At 47.1% G+C, this 16,315-nt stretch carries 15 protein-coding genes; 8 read left to right on the forward strand and 7 right to left on the reverse strand.

Translation table 11 applies throughout. From position 1 onward, the window contains the following. The first annotated feature begins 8 nt into the window (after positions 1-8). Positions 9-2,501: a trimethylamine-N-oxide reductase TorA gene (torA, locus tag FLM48_RS17220; RefSeq protein ID WP_179025494.1), complete on the forward strand. Its 2,493-nt coding sequence runs from the start codon at positions 9-11 to the stop codon at positions 2,499-2,501. Next, positions 2,498-3,133 carry a molecular chaperone TorD gene (torD, locus tag FLM48_RS17225; protein ID WP_179025495.1) on the forward strand — a complete coding sequence of 212 codons (636 nt, stop codon included), beginning with the start codon at positions 2,498-2,500 and terminating at the stop codon, positions 3,131-3,133. Before torA ends, torD begins: the two co-directional genes overlap by 4 nt. An 83-nt stretch (positions 3,134-3,216) precedes the next feature. Here the strand turns inward: torD and FLM48_RS17230 are convergent, their stop codons facing one another. Further along, entirely contained in the window at positions 3,217-3,753 is a 537-nt protein-coding gene (locus tag FLM48_RS17230; protein ID WP_179025496.1) for a hypothetical protein, read from the reverse strand. Between the two features lie 275 nt (positions 3,754-4,028). On the opposite strand from FLM48_RS17230, the gene FLM48_RS17235 reads away from it, so the two are divergent. Continuing rightward, a complete protein-coding gene (locus tag FLM48_RS17235) occupies positions 4,029-4,226 on the forward strand; it encodes a hypothetical protein (RefSeq protein ID WP_179025497.1) in 198 nt (65 codons plus the stop codon). A 99-nt stretch (positions 4,227-4,325) separates the two neighbouring features. Here FLM48_RS17235 and torS read toward each other — a convergent pair whose 3' ends face one another. Further along, entirely contained in the window at positions 4,326-7,346 is a 3,021-nt protein-coding gene (torS, locus tag FLM48_RS17240; protein ID WP_179025498.1) for a TMAO reductase system sensor histidine kinase/response regulator TorS, read from the reverse strand. A 218-nt stretch (positions 7,347-7,564) separates the two neighbouring features. Here torS and torT point away from each other — a divergent pair, with 218 nt between their 5' ends. Then, positions 7,565-8,629 (forward strand): TMAO reductase system periplasmic protein TorT, encoded by a 1,065-nt coding sequence (gene torT, locus FLM48_RS17245; protein WP_256870963.1) that lies wholly within the window; start codon positions 7,565-7,567, stop codon positions 8,627-8,629. On the opposite strand, the gene torR is transcribed toward torT, so the two are convergent. From torR to FLM48_RS17265, 4 genes are all read right to left on the reverse strand, one after another. Continuing rightward, positions 8,626-9,336 (reverse strand): two-component system response regulator TorR, encoded by a 711-nt coding sequence (torR, locus tag FLM48_RS17250; RefSeq protein ID WP_179025499.1) that lies wholly within the window; start codon positions 9,334-9,336, stop codon positions 8,626-8,628. The two genes, torT and torR, sit on opposite strands and share 4 nt — an antisense overlap. A gap of 222 nt (positions 9,337-9,558) precedes the next feature. Further along, complete coding sequence (locus FLM48_RS17255) at positions 9,559-10,296, reverse strand: TorF family putative porin (RefSeq protein WP_179026412.1); 738 nt, start codon at positions 10,294-10,296, stop codon at positions 9,559-9,561. A gap of 124 nt (positions 10,297-10,420) precedes the next feature. Beyond that, positions 10,421-11,203 carry an ion transporter gene (locus FLM48_RS17260; RefSeq protein WP_051484384.1) on the reverse strand — a complete coding sequence of 261 codons (783 nt, stop codon included), beginning with the start codon at positions 11,201-11,203 and terminating at the stop codon, positions 10,421-10,423. A gap of 223 nt (positions 11,204-11,426) precedes the next feature. Further along, positions 11,427-11,732, reverse strand: coding sequence for a winged helix-turn-helix domain-containing protein (locus FLM48_RS17265; RefSeq protein ID WP_179026413.1), 306 nt, complete (start codon positions 11,730-11,732; stop codon positions 11,427-11,429). A 199-nt stretch (positions 11,733-11,931) separates the two neighbouring features. On the opposite strand from FLM48_RS17265, the gene FLM48_RS17270 reads away from it, so the two are divergent. From FLM48_RS17270 to FLM48_RS17285, 4 genes are read left to right on the forward strand one after another with little or no spacing between them, the layout of a single operon-like run. Next, positions 11,932-12,678, forward strand: coding sequence for a PH domain-containing protein (locus FLM48_RS17270; RefSeq protein ID WP_179025500.1), 747 nt, complete (start codon positions 11,932-11,934; stop codon positions 12,676-12,678). Next, positions 12,659-14,173: a PH domain-containing protein gene (locus FLM48_RS17275; RefSeq protein WP_256870964.1), complete on the forward strand. Its 1,515-nt coding sequence runs from the start codon at positions 12,659-12,661 to the stop codon at positions 14,171-14,173. Before FLM48_RS17270 ends, FLM48_RS17275 begins: the two co-directional genes overlap by 20 nt. A 10-nt stretch (positions 14,174-14,183) precedes the next feature. Further along, positions 14,184-14,738 (forward strand): DUF924 family protein, encoded by a 555-nt coding sequence (locus tag FLM48_RS17280; RefSeq protein ID WP_179025501.1) that lies wholly within the window; start codon positions 14,184-14,186, stop codon positions 14,736-14,738. An 18-nt stretch (positions 14,739-14,756) separates the two neighbouring features. After that, entirely contained in the window at positions 14,757-15,515 is a 759-nt protein-coding gene (locus tag FLM48_RS17285; RefSeq protein ID WP_179025502.1) for a sulfite exporter TauE/SafE family protein, read from the forward strand. A gap of 104 nt (positions 15,516-15,619) precedes the next feature. On the opposite strand, the gene FLM48_RS17290 is transcribed toward FLM48_RS17285, so the two are convergent. Further along, complete coding sequence (locus FLM48_RS17290; RefSeq protein WP_179025503.1) at positions 15,620-16,315, reverse strand: hypothetical protein; 696 nt, start codon at positions 16,313-16,315, stop codon at positions 15,620-15,622.

Raw genomic sequence — 16,315 nt, forward strand, 5'->3', positions numbered from 1 at the left:
AACGTATTATGAACAGAAGAGATTTTCTAAAAGGCTTAGTCGGCACTTCTTACGTTGTGCTTAGTGGCTCATCAGTATTGGCCCCGCTTAATGCCCTAGCAGCCAGCGGCGCCGGAGCTAGCGATGGTTGGCTGACCACAGGTTCGCACTTTGGCGCGTTCAAAATGAAGCGCAAAAACGGGGTTATTGCCGAGGTGAAACCTTTTGATAGCGATAAATACCCGACAGACATGATCAATGGTGTTAAGGGCTTAGTCTACAACCCATCTCGGGTACGTTACCCCATGGTGCGTTTAGACTTCCTTTTGAATGGCCACAAAAGTGATACGACACAGCGCGGTGATTTCCGCTTTGTACGCGTCACTTGGGACAAAGCGCTATCGCTATTTAAAGACTCATTGGATGAAGTACAAACCAAATATGGGCCATCAGGCTTGCACGCCGGGCAAACCGGTTGGCGTGCAACCGGCCAGCTGCACTCAAGTACCAGCCATATGCAACGTGCTGTTGGCATGCACGGTAACTTTGTAAAAAAAGTCGGGGATTACTCTACTGGTGCAGGGCAAACCATCTTGCCTTATATTTTGGGCTCAACCGAAGTGTACGCTCAGGGTACCTCATGGCCGCTGATTTTAGAAAACAGCAAAACCATTATTTTATGGTCCAATGATCCTTACAAAAACTTGCAGGTGGGTTGGAATGCTGAGACCCATGAGTCTTACGCTTACCTTGCTCAACTAAAGGATAAAGTGGCCAAAGGCGAAATACGGGTGATCAGTATTGATCCGGTTGTGACTAAAACTCAGCAATATTTAGGTTGCGAACAGCTATACGTTAACCCGCAAACTGACGTGGCGTTAATGTTAGGTATTGCCAATGAAATGGTCGCTAAAAACCTACATGATAAAGCCTTCATCGACGGCTATAGCCTTGGGTTTGATCGCTTCTTACCTTACCTTCAAGGTGAAACCGACGGCATCGAAAAAACCCCAGAATGGGCGGCAGATATTACCGGCGTATCGGCAGAAATCATTCGCGATCTCGCTAAAGTGATGACCCAAGATCGCACCCAAATGCTAATGGGCTGGTGTATTCAACGTCAGCAACATGGCGAACAACCCTATTGGATGGCGGCTGTACTGGCCACCATGATTGGCCAAATTGGACTACCCGGTGGGGGAATTAGCTATGGTCACCATTACTCAAGTATTGGTGTACCATCATCAGGCGCCGCCGCGCCGGGCGCATTCCCGCGCAACTTAGATGAAGGCCAAAAGCCCATTTTCGATAACAATGACTTTAAAGGCACCAGCAGCACCATTCCAGTAGCACGTTGGATTGATGCCATTTTGGAACCTGGTAAAACTATCGATGCCAATGGTAGCAAGGTCACCTATCCAGATATCAAAATGATGGTGTTCTCCGGCAACAACCCGTGGAACCATCACCAAGATCGCAATCGCATGAAGCAAGCTTTCCATAAGTTAGAGTGCGTGGTGACCATTGATATGAACTGGACGGCTACTTGCCGATTCTCAGATATCGTATTGCCAGCTTGTACCACCTTTGAGCGTAACGACATTGATGTTTATGGTAGCTATGCCAACCGTGGCATTTTAGCGATGCAGAAAATGGTGGAGCCATTATTTGAAAGTCTATCTGATTTTGAGATCTTCACTCGCTTTGCCCGTCTTCTTGGCAAAGAGAAGGAGTACACACGCGGCCTGACTGAACGTGAATGGATAGCTAATCTATACAATGACTGCAAGGCAGCCAATGCTGAAAAATTCGACATGCCTGACTTTGACACCTTCTGGAAACAAGGTTATGTGCACTTTGGTGAAGGTAAGCCTTGGACTCGTCATGCCGCATTTAGGGAAGATCCTGAGATTAACCCACTGGGCACACCGTCCGGGCTAATTGAGATCTTCAGCCGCAAGATAGCCCAATACAACTATGACGATTGCCCAGGTCATCCTACTTGGATGGAGAAATCTGAGCGCTGTCATGGTGGCCCAGGCTCGGATAAATTCCCGGTGTGGATGCAGTCTTGCCATCCAGATAAACGTTTGCACTCACAAATGTGTGAATCTGAAGCCTACCGTGAGTCTTATGCGGTTAATGGCCGTGAGCCGGTTTACCTTAACCCAATTGACGCCAAACAACGCGGCATTCAATCAGGGGATATCGTGCGGGTTTTCAATGACCGTGGTCAGTTGCTTGCCGGAGCCGTAGTCTCTGATAACTTCCCGCAAGGTGTGATTCGTATCCACGAAGGCGCATGGTATGGCCCAGTAGGTGAAGATGGCAGCAAAGAAGGCGGAGCAGAAATTGGCGCCTTGTGTAGTTACGGCGACCCCAATACACTAACTCAGGATATCGGTACATCTAAATTAGCGCAGGCATGTGCTGCCTATACCTGTTTAGTTGAGTTTGAAAAGTATCGCGGCAAAGTACCTCAAGTGAGTGCTTTTAGCGGCCCAGTAGAGATTGCACTATGAGCCAACAACAATCAGTGAACCAAGCTAGAGCCAGTATCTATCAGCTACTGTCATCTTTATTTGCCAAAGAGGTCGATCATCAAATATTGCATGAGCTAACCAGTACTCAGGCAATGGCATTTTGGCAACAGCTCGGCAGTGAGCCTAGCTTTAGTCAAGATGTTGAGATGATTGTCGCCAAGCTGCAAACACTGACATCCGATAAAGCATTGCTAGAACTGGCAGCAGATTACTGCGGCTTATTTTTGGTGGGCACCAAGCATAGCGCCTCACCCTACGCCAGCTTGTACTTACAAAAACAAGCGAGCAGCGATGATGACCAACCATTACTGTTTGGTGAGCAGCATCAGCAAATGAGTCAATTTCTCAAACAGAGCCAATTGCAGGTTCAGAGTGTATTTCCAGAGCCAGCTGATCACATTGCGGTAATGCTTGCCTACGTTGCACACATCTGTGTGAACCAAGACTTAGCGCAGCAGTGCGAGTTTGTGCAACATAACCTGGCAAATTGGCTGGCCAATTTTGTCAATAAAGTTGCAGAAGTCGATCAAGGCAGTTTCTACCTTCCACTAGCGCGGCTGACTCAGTCATGGGTGGAATCAGATCTGCAATGGATGCAAGGCGAGTTGTAATACTTACACACGGTTTGTATCACCGTATCTCCACTGAAAAGGCCAACCCTAAATAGCGGTTGGCCTTTGCTTAAATGCCACCGTTAGCCAAAACTAATTGAATCAAGAAACTGCGACACAGTTCGTTGCTGCTGGGTGCTATTGTAGCCACCGATAAAGACCAATAAATAGTCATTGACGATAAAAATGCGCTGCTGCATGGTGATCTCATCTTCGCCATTAGAGAATTGTAATGTCATTTGATAACCACGCTTGCCATTATGAGAGATATAACCACGGTCAATCTCAGTCGCGGCACCGTTTTTCAAGCCTGTATAAGCTGAGCTTATCATCTCGAACTCATCAAAATCGTCAGCGATAAACTCCATATCAGCTTGTTCGAACTTCTCCATTTCAGAGCTCACTGACAACGCGGCCATGGTGAACTTACCCTGTGAAATGATTGACTCAATATCCGTACGGCTATCGGTGTCTCGCTTAATGTGGGCACCTTCTAACATCGCCACTGTGACCGGCACATTAGTAAAAGAGTATGTTTGCAGCGGCAGTGCGGCAAACCACTGCTGATAACCCAGCAGCGCTAAACCAAGTAGTAGTAAAAGTTTTAATAAGTTAGCCATTAATCCCTAATTCCTTTTAATTTCAGCCGACGTTCAGGGCAATGACGACCTTAGTATATCGATGAATGGATCCTATCCATGCCTCAACAGCAGCGCAATTAACTTAAAGTACTAGATTAACCGAGTATTTTTTCAAAAAGCCAAGAAAAAACAGATACGTTTCAAAGCAATCATGATGATTTACTCGCACCTGTGTTGTCAGCTAAAAAGCAGCTTGCTAGGTTGATTGTTGCTCACTGAAGAGCGATAGATTGAATAATACGTAAGGATGAATAATGAAAAATAAACTTAAGTTTGCCCTGGTTGCTATGTCTATGGGATTTGGGATGTCTATGGCATCAACTTCTGTGGTCGCTGAAATCTCTCAATGTGCGGTTGATTGCAATCGTGGCTACGGCTACTGTACTGCTACACCATGGAGCTCACCACAAGTATGTGAGCAAAAACGCCAACAATGCCTTGCTAAATGCTAACCGGTAATATGTGATCTACCATATTAAGCTTGGAGTAGATGGCTTTTTAGCAGTAGCCTGCAACTCTACCAAGCTTATTAATCAAAGCTATACAATCAACTATCTATTGTCTGCTAACCAAGCTGCTAACGCTTGTATTGACTGCTGCCAAACTTGGCAAATCCGCTCATGTTGCTCACTCACATATTGCTGTGCATTCAGGCCAAGTAACTCAACCTGTTTACACTCCTGCGCTAATTGCTGCATAGCCATACTGGCACTGCTGCCCTTCAGGGCGTGGATAACTTTAAGATAGTCACTCTCACCACTGGCTAGGCTGGCAATATGTTGCTCACTAGAGACAAGATACAGCTGATAAATCTCCTCTATGGCGTCAATCCCCAAGTACTGCTCATCTTGTTCAAGCTGGCTTAAATCCAGTAAGTTCGCGTATAGAGATTGCGGCTGTTCATTTAACAGCACGTCATCTTGTCGTACCTCAACATTACTGCGAAGTATATCGACACCGTCGCCTGGCACATCGGTCACATCAGCAAGCGCTTTGCCGCGCCCAAGCCAGTTCTGCAATGCCTGCATATCGAGAGGCTTCATTAACACTTCATCGAACCCCAACTGCTGATAACGCATCATATCTTGAGGTTGCACCTGCGCGGTAAATGCGGCGATTTGGGTACTAAGCTGAGCATGTTGATTGACTTGCTGTAATTGTTTGAGCAAATCTAAGCCGGAGCCATCTCCCAATTGAATATCCAACATAATGGCATCGAATTGCGCGGCACATTCTGCGGTGTAGCATTGACGTGCTTGCTGACAGCTGCCCACTAACACCGAATCATGGCCAAGATGGGCCAAGAATCCTTGAGCAACCATGGCGTTGATTTTATTGTCTTCAACCACCAGTACCCGCTTGGGTTCGACCAACTGTACCTGCTCATCTTGCTCGGTTTGCGGCCCTTGGCACTCAATTAGCGGCAAAGAGAAGCCAAAGCAACTACCTTTACCCACCTCACTGCGCACCCACAAACCATGGTTTTGCGATGGGCTGTCACTATCCATTAGTTGCACTAACTGCTTACTGATCGCCAAGCCTAATCCAGTACCACGATCGCGGCCTTTAGAGGGTTCGTTACTGTAGGCTTTAAACAGCTGACTCATGGCTTGTTGGTCAATCCCAATGCCACTATCAGTAACAGTAAATTCCAGCCTTTGTCCCTGCTGCATCACCGACAACTCTATGCGGCCTTGGGGGGTAAACTTAATCGCATTGCCCAGCAGATTAAACAATACTTGACGTAATTTGGGGCCGTCGAGGTACACCCACTTAGGCAGGTTGTCATGATTAGCTCGCAGGGTTAATCCCGCTAGCCCTGCACCGGCCAACATAATCGCAGTCACTTCATCTAGTAGCTGATTGAGATCCACTGCTCGTGGTTCATTGGCCAATTTACTTTGTTCTAGCCGCGAGAAATCTAAAATGTCATTCAGCACTGTTTGCAGCAAGGTGCCGCTATATTGTGATAACGCCAACAACCGCTGTTGTGCGGCGGGCAAATTAGCATGGCCTAGCAAGGTCAACGTGCCCAATAGCCCGTTCAGAGGGGTACGGATCTCATGGCTCATAGTGGCTAAAAACAGAGACTTAGCTTGATTGGCTTGCTCGGCCATCTCCCGCGCGATTTCTTGGCCCTTAACCTCTTTATCTAACTGCTCGTTAGCCTGAGCAAGTGCCAAAGTACGTTCTTCAACTTTGGCCTCAAGCGCTTGTTTATGTTCGAATAACTCGGCAGCGGTATCCCGCAACTGTGCTTGTAGTTTAAGGTTATGGTCGGTTTTTTGTTTAAACGCCTTAATGGTGCTAGCCATCGCTGCTAATTCATCGTCACCTTGGGTATCAATGGTGACATTGGTATTGCCTAAGCTTAACTGGGCTAAGGCTTTGGTGGCGGCATCGAGCTTAAGGGCGATGCCTCGGTAAATCACCCGATACACCACAGTGGCAATGACGAGTAAAATCAAAAGTCCAGTCACCCACAGTCCCCACTTAGCCCAGCGTAATTGCTGCAAATAGGCTTGGCGAGCATTATCAGCCTCAGAGGCTTGATTGCGCATGGCACTGTCTACCGCCTGATTCAAGCGACTAAGTTTGTCCATCAGGGTTTGCAGCTGCAATTCTTGGGCACGGTAGAGCTGATTATGTTGCTGTTGTAATGCCAAGCTTTGTGGCACCTGTAAAAGTTCGGTGATGGTACTTTGCAATGCCTTGGCTCTCACCGGATCGCGAATAATACTACTGAGCTGCTGCAACGAATTTAAGTAGCGTAAACTTGAGTCGGCACCAACTAGTGCTAAGGGCTGCGATTCACCTTGGGCAACCTCAACTTGCTCTATGCCAGCAATGAGGCCGGAATCTAACTCAGGAGACTGAAATATTTGCCCCAGCAACGCCACATTATGAATGATTTTTAAGCCCCGATTGAGCTGTTCTTGACGGTCAAGATCTTGCTCTATCAAGCTATCCAATAACGCAGCCGTCTGTGCTTCCCCTACCGCTTGCGGGTAGGCCAAGCTTAACTTTGACAAAATAGTTGAATCTACAATTGCCAGCTCAGCTTGCAACAGCCGGGTACTGTCTGCGGCGGCATCCACCAATGATTCGCCCTGTAACTCCAATTGATACGCACTGCGAATACGCTCACCCACTAGCTCACCAAGCTGGGTGAGATCGGCAATAATTTCGGCTGCGCTTTGTGCCAAGCTGACATCAAAATCGACATCATTGGCTTTAAGCGCGCGAATAGCGGCCAGCATCGAAGCACTATTGAGTGATAACTTGCGCCCCACAAGTTGTCGCTGCGCTTCTTCATCTGACAAACCAAGTTGCTTGGCATTGTCAGCCAGCGCATTGCTCGACAGCACCAATTTACGCGCCGCCTCTGAGGCTGGCAACGCTTGTTCATACAGATATTTGTCAGCTTGTTGTACCCAGCGCAAACTGACACTGCCTAAACTAATCAGCAGCAATAACAACACCGCTAATAAGGCAAATGCCAGCAGTAGTCGACCAATCAAGCTTTTGCGAGACAAGGGAAGTGCAAACAAAGACAGTTGCGGTAGCGACAAGGCGATCACTCTTTTACGTTAAGCTGTTACAATATTATACCAATCAGTATAAGAAGTTGACTGGCTACACGTGTTTTTTACCCAGCAACTTTACGACTAGTCAATCATTGCTGCGATAGACCAATACCTCACTATTCCAGCGGCTTAGGCAGTGGCTAGATTGTTATACTGACCTGTATTCATCATTCATTGCTGTCATTGATAGGGATGCCACATTTATGGCTAAGTTGTTATTTATGGGTAAGTTGTTTATACGCTCATTGATTGTATTACTTGCTTTGCTGGTAACACCCTCATCGGCAAACACCTGGCCGGTTGAACAACGTCACCCTTTTGATCAGCAGTTACAGCAAGCTCGCGAATTACAATACACGCCGTTGACTTCGGCTCAACAACATTGGCGTATCTGCGTGTTAATGCCCCACCTTAAAGACACCTATTGGACCGGAATCAATTATGGACTGGTCCAGCAAGCAAAAGCCCTTGAGCTTGATATGCAGCTATTTGAAGCCGGTGGTTATTATCAAGTCGACAAGCAATTGAGCCAGCTAGATTACTGCTTAAAGCATCAATTTGATGCGATTTTATTGGGCAGCGTCGTGCCCGATTTACTGGACCGATACCAGCCACCAATCAACAAACCAGTGATAGCGTTAGTCAATCGAGTTAACCACCCACAAATCAACACTCGTATCGGCGTTAATTGGTACCAAATGGGTTATCACGCGGGTCAGTATCTGCGGCAACATGCAGCAGATAATAGTCAGGTTGCGCTATTTACAGGCCCAGATAAACAAGGTGGCAGCGATCTTGTCGAGCAAGGCTTAACAGCGGCCTTGGCTGAAAGTACGGTGAAAATCATGTCAGTGCATCATACTGACAATAACCGCAACCTATACCGAGACCAAATTAATCAATTACTTGCCAGTGCAACGCCAGATTATATATTAGGTAGCGCGGTGGCCATAGAGGCAGCGGTCGCCATCGTCCAACAGCGTCAGTTACAACAAAAAGTGCAGCTATTAAGCAGTTATTTATCACCCGCAGTGCTACGCGGGATCTACCGCAAGCGCATTGCGTACAGTAACGATGACAGTGTGGTACTACAGGGTAAGCTCGCCATTGATGTGACGGTTCGTGAACTTCAGGGAGAGCCGGCCTTTGGTGATATCGGCCCACGGATTAATCAGCAGCGTATCGACCATATCAGTGAGGACGTCTTGAGCCAAAGCTTGGCACCGGCAGATTATTACCCACTATACCGCGTCAATAGCGGCGACTAGTCCTTCACTTTTGCGGCAAATAAATACCCTTCGCCATGCACAGTCACAAATAGCTCTGCAGCTAACTTGTTACGTAGGCGTCGAATGATCACATCAATAGTACGATCGTTGACATCTTGATCGCGATGGCTGGTTTGCAACATCAAACGCTCCCGCGATAACACTTGTTGTGGGTGTAAAGAGAAAGCGGTAAGTAGCTCAAATTCCGCTTTGGTTAGCTTAATAGGCTGACCATTGCAGGTTAGCTGACGACTGTTTAATTCCAATACATAGTCATTGAACGCGATAATATTGTCATCAGCATCGACGGGCTGACTGGCCTCGGCTAATGCCTTTTTCACTAACGATATACGCCACAGTAAGTTCTTCACCCTGACTAACAACTCACGCAACTCGAAGGGTTTAGTCACATAGTCATCTGCGCCCATCTCTAAACCCACAATTTTATCTATGGTTTCATCGCGGCCGGTTACCAGTATGATCCCCACATCGCTTTTGCTGCGCAGTTGCCGTGCCAAACTCAAACCATCGGTACCCGGTAAGTTGATATCTAGCATGACTAAATCAATGGCTTGTGCCTCGAAAGCCTGCCACATTTGTTCACCATCTTGTGCTTCGACAACTTGATAACCTTCCTTCTCAAAGTAACCTTTAAGTCTGGCGCGAATTACCGCTTCATCATCAACCACTAGCACTCGATAGCCCATAACTTACCCTATGTTTTGCCTAACACTTTATTGATTAATCCGGCTTACATTTACCACACTGTGGTGACGCTGACAGTCACCTAGCCTAAACCCAGGCTTTAGCGCTCCATAATATACTGCTTGGGTGATTTTTTCACTGTACCGATAGCTAAACTTAGGTCATCGTTCAATAAAAAAGCCAACACTTACATGCTGGCTTTACACTGACTATTCACAATAAGATTAGAAGCTTTTACTGACGCCGAATACCACGCGGTCGTCAAAAATCTCTGTTTGAGTGCCGTAGACAAGATGGCTCTCATCAACTGAGCTTCCGTGATAGCGAAGGTCGAAATTAAGGCCAACATACTGGGCTTCAACACCTAAGTTCCAGTGAGTCCAGCCCTCTGCCCCTTCGCCATCTAAGTCTTGATAACCAAACGAGCCTGAGACTTTAACCCCATTGTTAAAATCATAGCTCGGGTGGATAGCATAGTTAACCCCTTGCCAACCAGACACCCCAAACCAATCATCTAGTGTCGGCGTGACTTCCAGCTGCACATGGGCTTGACCAAACTGCTTGCCAACTTTCATCCACAATTCTGTATAGTTTGAATAAGATGCGCCAGCATAAAGGTAGGAGAACACCATGACATCATAGGTAAAGCCACTGTTGCCGAATTCGCCAGCTTTACCAATATAAGGCGCAGTAACAATCTCTAGATTGGGGTCAGCAAACTTAATATTTGAAGCAAATACCCCGGTGTACCAACCGTCATCATTACTCCAACCTAGCGTTCCCTGAACTACGGGCACTTCGCCATCCATGGTTTCTGACTCGCCACGAAAAACATAGTCGGTGGCCATTTTCACATTGCCGCTGATTTGCCCACCAAATAGCTGGCTATCATCGTTGGCGCTGGCCGGTATTGCAGTGGCTAACAGAGCACTTGTAAGCAGCGCCGTTACGGATTTGTTCATCATCTTTACCCCATCTAATAAACGTTTTTTGTATGGGGGAAAGCTTACTCCCAAGTTATTAATGAACTTGGGAGTAGATATGAACCGATAAACTAACTATATGAAAGGATATGAACAGCCTTAACTAACTGGCCTTTTGCGTCAGCAAGCCTTTTAGCTCGGCGATTTGCGCTTTCAACTCAGCAACATCAGCTGCACTGGCAGGCTTGTCACTGGCATCTTGCTGCTCAGTTTCATCTTGCTCCTCTTCTGCACGCATCACAGCGGTTTCTTGGGTCATAACATCAAGCACAGCGCCAACCATCATGTTGAGAAACACAAATGCGGTTAAGAAGATAAAGCTCAGGTAGTAAATCCAGCTCAATGGATAAACCGCCATGGTTTCATACATCACCGATGTCCAGGACTCGAAGGTCGATACCCTAAACAAGGTCAGCATCGCCACCGATACATCCCCCCACAAAAAGTCGTTGATGTGGGCAAATAACATGCTACCGATAGCACCGTAAATGTAGAAAATAACAAACATTAATAACGCGATGTAGCCCATGCGTGGAATGGCTTTGAGTAGCGCATTAACCAGCATACGAAGTTCAGGGATCATCGATACCAAACGCAGTACGCGGAAAATACGTAATAGACGCGCAAGCAATACGGCTGAGCCACCAGCAGGAATTAAGCTGCCAATAACAATGATAGTATCGAAAATATTCCAGCCATTTTTAAAGAACTTCTTCGGTCCATCACTGGCCAAGAAGCGAATCACAATTTCGATGGCAAAAAATACGGTGATGCCAATATCAAGCAGCGATAGCCCTTGCTCCATCCATGAAGGTAGATGATAGGTATGCGCACCAATAGATAGAGCTGAAACAATAATCACAAAAATAACAAAGCCTTGAAACATTTTACTGCTATCAATCACTTTGAGTTTTTCCTGAATGCCAGAAACATTCGCCAGCACGATATTCTCCTTAACCAAGGTAGTAGTGGGTAATAAATAAAGGGGGGATGACAATCACGTTTTGCCGCAAGGGCGTTACGCTAACAAAATAGACTTAAGTATCGCTTAACCCAAGGCCTGAACACAATTGCCTTGGGAGTATGTGAAGCAAGTTTAATCTTGTTTATTACTGCGCTTCGTCAACGGGCGCAAACAACTGCTGCAAACTATCTTGATGCGCCAATAGCCATTGAGGATCAATAGGTCCCCAAGCATTGATCTGATAAAAACCGGCGTTATTACGCTCGCCCTGCTGCACAAACTGACACTCGATACCGATATCAGCAAAGGCAGCAATGGCGTCTTGCAAGGTTCTGCGTGGCATCCCCGTAAGCTTGTTTAACGACAACAAGTTGTGTGGCTGCGTGGCGATAAGATTAGCTAAATACAGTTTACGCAGAAAGGCGGTTTTCTGTTTCGTTGGGTGTTGCATCAGGGTGTTCACGCGCTGACAGTCCAATTATAGTATTGATATAGCGCCTAATTTAGCAGTTATCAGCCACAATGTTAATCACCGTTAGCGGTCCTACCTGAGCGTCTCAAAGATATTGTTAGCCAATATGTCTGCCTATGGCATCCTTGATTTTAATGCTGATATAGTGGTTTAAGGCAAGCAGAAAAGGACGCTACATATGCACAGTGAGTCGATGCCGACCCCACCAAGAGCCAATGAGACACCGCAACCACAGCAACAATGGCTGAGTTTTGACCAGTTACCTTTAATCGCTGTCGACCAAGATTATATCAAGCAGGTCAATACTGAAAACCTGATAGTCGCGCTGCCACTATTAACCCTTGCGATTGTAGTACCTGTGCTGATTAACGTACCGATACTCGTGTTACTGGTAATAGTCACCCTCATGCTTATTGTTTTGGGTTCCATAAGTTACCTGCGTTTTTGCCACGCTAAATCCATTCATTTTGGTGTTTTTGAAGATGAGCTTGTGATGCAAAAAGGCGTCATTTGGCGCAAAAAAACGGCGCTACCTTATAGTCGTTTGCAACACGTGACCTTAAGCCAAGGCCCGATAGAGCGTCACTTTGCCCAACATACTTTAAAGTGTTTTAGTGCCGGTAGCGGCCATGCGGAAATTAGTTTACCCGGCATCAACACCACAAGTGCTGAGCCCATGCGCCAGCACTTACTGGCAAAAGCGGCGCTACGACAAAAAACCAATTTGCCTCTGGCAGAGAAACCGCATAATGAGCTGACGAGCCAGTCTGACACTCAATCACCAACCCACATGCCACCACCAAAGGCACAGGTGCCAGCAGACAATACAGTGAATGCCCCAGCAACTGAGCCAAGCGTTCAGGATGACAAAGATAGTGACAAGGACAGTGACAAGGATAGTGACTATGACAACAAGCCGCTTTAGCCAGTGGTCAGCACTATCACCCTGGTCAATTATCAGTTTTAGCCTAGGCACCATAAAAGCGATGCTCAGTAATGGCTACGCCCTGATCCCCGTGGTCTATACCGGTTGGCAAAAAGGCTTTGACTCACCTTGGATAATAGTCGCCATTGTCGCGGTAATACTGCTAACCTTGAGCTTTGCAATTACCCAATGGCTCAAATATCGCTACCGGCTGCATGACGGCAAGCTAGGCATTAACCAAGGGCTGGTATTCAAACGTACTCACGAAATTCCCCTCAACAGAATTCAAAATGTTCGCCTGGAGCAGCCGCTCTATTTCCGACCTATGGGCTTATACAGTTTAGTGGTTGAGACCGCCGGCTCGAAACAAGATGAAGCCGTGCTAGCCGCAGTTAACTATCGGCAAGCCTTGCAGCTCAAACAGCGACTGTTTGAGCAAAAACAGCAGCCTGCTAGCGCAGTTGAAGACGGCGACATTGAAAGCCCAACCAGCCAGCACAATCAGCAAACGCCTGTGGTGCAAAAAAGTGTAAAGGATTTAATCTTATTTGGGCTCTATCAAAACAACCTAATCTGGTTTTCGGTGATTTCCGGCTCCATATTGGGGCAGCTAGATTGGGAGTCATCACAGTTTAGTCCGCTATTGCTGCAACTTCAGGCTTGGTACGATCAAGTTGCGGCCATCAGTATTTTAGGCCAGGTAGCTATCACCTTAGTGGGTCTCATCATCATCTACTTGTTACTATCGCTGATCTCCATTGCCGCAGCGATTTTAAAATACCACCCTTACCAGCTCAGCCTGAAGCAGCAAACCGTGCACCGCACCGGCGGCATCATTGCCAAACAAAACGATGCTCTTGGCCTGCCTCGGGTGCAACTGCTACGCTTTCATCAGCCACTCATCGGCCGACTGCTCAAGCTTTGGACCGTCAGCTTCAAACAAGTTCAAGGCAACGAAATTGAGCAAGTCAATCAGCGACATATGTTGATCCCCAGTATGAGTCGCGACCAAATCGATACGCTGCTACCGCGACTTAGCGGACTATGTGCTCAAGCGAAATCATTACCAAAACAGTATCAATCCATTGATATTGGCTGGTTTTGGCGCCGGATGTGGTTACCGCCGGTGATTGTACTAGTGAATATGTTGGGTATTGGCATTAATCCCGTTACAGAAGTCATGGCTACGGTGGCAGCACTGTTTGTACTGGGGTTGTACTTGCGTTATCGTCAGTGGGGCTTTTTACTGCAAGGTGATGACTGTTGGATACACAGCGGTATGCTCAGTCAAAACTGGAATTTAGTGGCACTGCGTAAAGTACAGCATGTTGAAATAAGCCAAACTAAGGGGCAACGGAAAAAACAACTCGCCACCATTACCTTAGGTTTAGCCAGCGGCGAGCAAACTATTCCCTACATCCCTCTGGCTGATGCGCGCTATATTGCAGAGCGCGCGCTTTATTTAACCAAGCAAGACCACAATAACTGGATATAGGAGATCGCCTGTGACGAATTTGCCATACACCCCAGATGACATTATTCAATTTTGGTTTGATGAAATAGATCCAAAGCTTTGGTGGGTGAAAGACACAGCGTTTGATCAACAGTTAAGCCAACGTTTTGGACGACTGCTTGAGCAAGCCAAAAAGGCTGAACTCTATCATTGGCGCACCACACCACAAGGTCGATTGGCAGAGATCATTGTGCTCGACCAGTTTAGTCGCAATATCTATCGCGACACGCCAGGTGCGTTTGCCGCCGATCCTATGGCGCTAACCTTAGCACAAGAAGCGGTCGCTCAAGGCGCAGATAAAGAGCTGAAGCCAAATCAAGTTCCATTTCTGTATATGCCTTACATGCACAGTGAGTCGGTCAAAATTCATGAAATTGCCATGGTGCTATTTAGCCGTGATGCCGCTAAGGGCAACTTAGAGTTTGAGCGACGCCATAAGGCCATCATCGATCGTTTTGGCCGCTATCCACATCGCAACCACATTCTTAACCGCCCTTCTACCGAAGATGAGTTAGTGTTTTTATCGCAACCGGGATCAAGCTTCTAACTAAATTGAGAGCAGTATATGGATGTCAGTTTTTCCTATGGTTGTTTGCTTCTTGTCACCGGCTTTTTAGCCGGAATCATTAACACCCTTGCAGGGGGCGGCTCTAACCTCACCTTACCCTCTTTAATGGTAATGGGCATGCCGGCAGAGGTCGCGAATGCGACCAACCGAGTCGCGGTATTGATGCAATCAGTCACCGCGTTATTTGGCTTTAAAAAACATGGCAAACTTGATAGCCAAGATACCGGGCCTATTTTGCTGCCCACCATTGTGGGCGGCATTATTGGTGCCATAGCCGCAGCCTACGCACCATCTGAGTGGATTAAACCACTATTACTGGGCACTATGCTGGCAATGGCCACCGTTATATTAGTGCGCCCAGCGCTTATCTCACCTGAGCTAGGCACCCCCAACAAACGCGTAAAAGATACCCCGAGTTCCTGGTGGTGGTTATTAATTGCGGGTATTTATGGCGGATTTGTTCAAGCCGGGGTTGGCTTTGTATTGCTCGCGGCTTTAGCTGGCTCTTTACGCTACGATCTAGTTAGAGCCAATGCACTCAAAGTGTTGTGTACTTTGGTATTTACCTTAGCCTCGGTGGTGATATTTATTATTGAAGACCTCATTTTGTGGCTACCGGGCTTGATACTCGCAGCGGGTACCATGATTGGCGCTCATCTGGCGGTAAAAATGGCCATTAAAGTCAAAGCTGATACCTTAAAGTGGTTTTTATTTATTATGACCTTATGCGGCAGTGTGGCGGCAATGCTGTCTTAAACGCCAGCCCGAATGCTACCTTAAACAATTACCCGCAACGCTATCGGCGCGTACTGCCCACCGATAGCGCTGTGAGTACCTTAAAATAGCTAGCTGCTAAGCCACTAACCTTTAACGCGATAGTCTCCTGTGGTGGTCAGAGTAACGACCACTGCTTTGTCGGTTTTGTTTTTCCAATACCATCCATGAGAGCCAGCAAACGGTGTGGTCAACGACCCCTTCATCTCTTTGGCTGTGGTGAGTGAAAAGCTCTCATAATAACCGGTTTTATCTCCCTGAGGCTCGCCATGAAAATCAAAATACAGTGCTGCACTATCACTGCGCCACTGGTAAGTTAAATGCATCCCTGCATCCATCAACAACTTATATTCCAAGCCTTTACCTGCAGCAATAGTAATATTGACTGTATCGGTGCGTACCCCAGTTGTTTGCCGCGCGGCTTTGATGTCCGCCACACTAGGGGCATCGGCCAAGTGAGTTGCTGGTTTGGCAAACAATAACGGCGCTTCTTCATTTGCCATCAGCTTTGTCGATGCTGTGGGAGACTGTACCAAGGTACTTGCTAGCGCGGTGGGTTTGTCTACTTGGGAAGCGGTTGCTGGCTGCTCTGCGGCTTGGGCCAGTTGAGTCAATCCAGCCACTTTTCCAAGGCCAGTTGGGTCGATATTGTACTCAGCGGGCAAAATGGCCAGCAGCAACACCACTATGGCCACCAAAAGGGCAATGATACTGGCTTTGATTAGCGTTGCTGTTGTGTGTACCGGGATGTGAGAGTGTTGTTCTTGGTGTATCGAATTCAT

It is taken from the genome of Shewanella sp. Scap07, from assembly GCF_013394145.1.
GTDB lineage: Bacteria > Pseudomonadota > Gammaproteobacteria > Enterobacterales > Shewanellaceae > Shewanella > Shewanella waksmanii.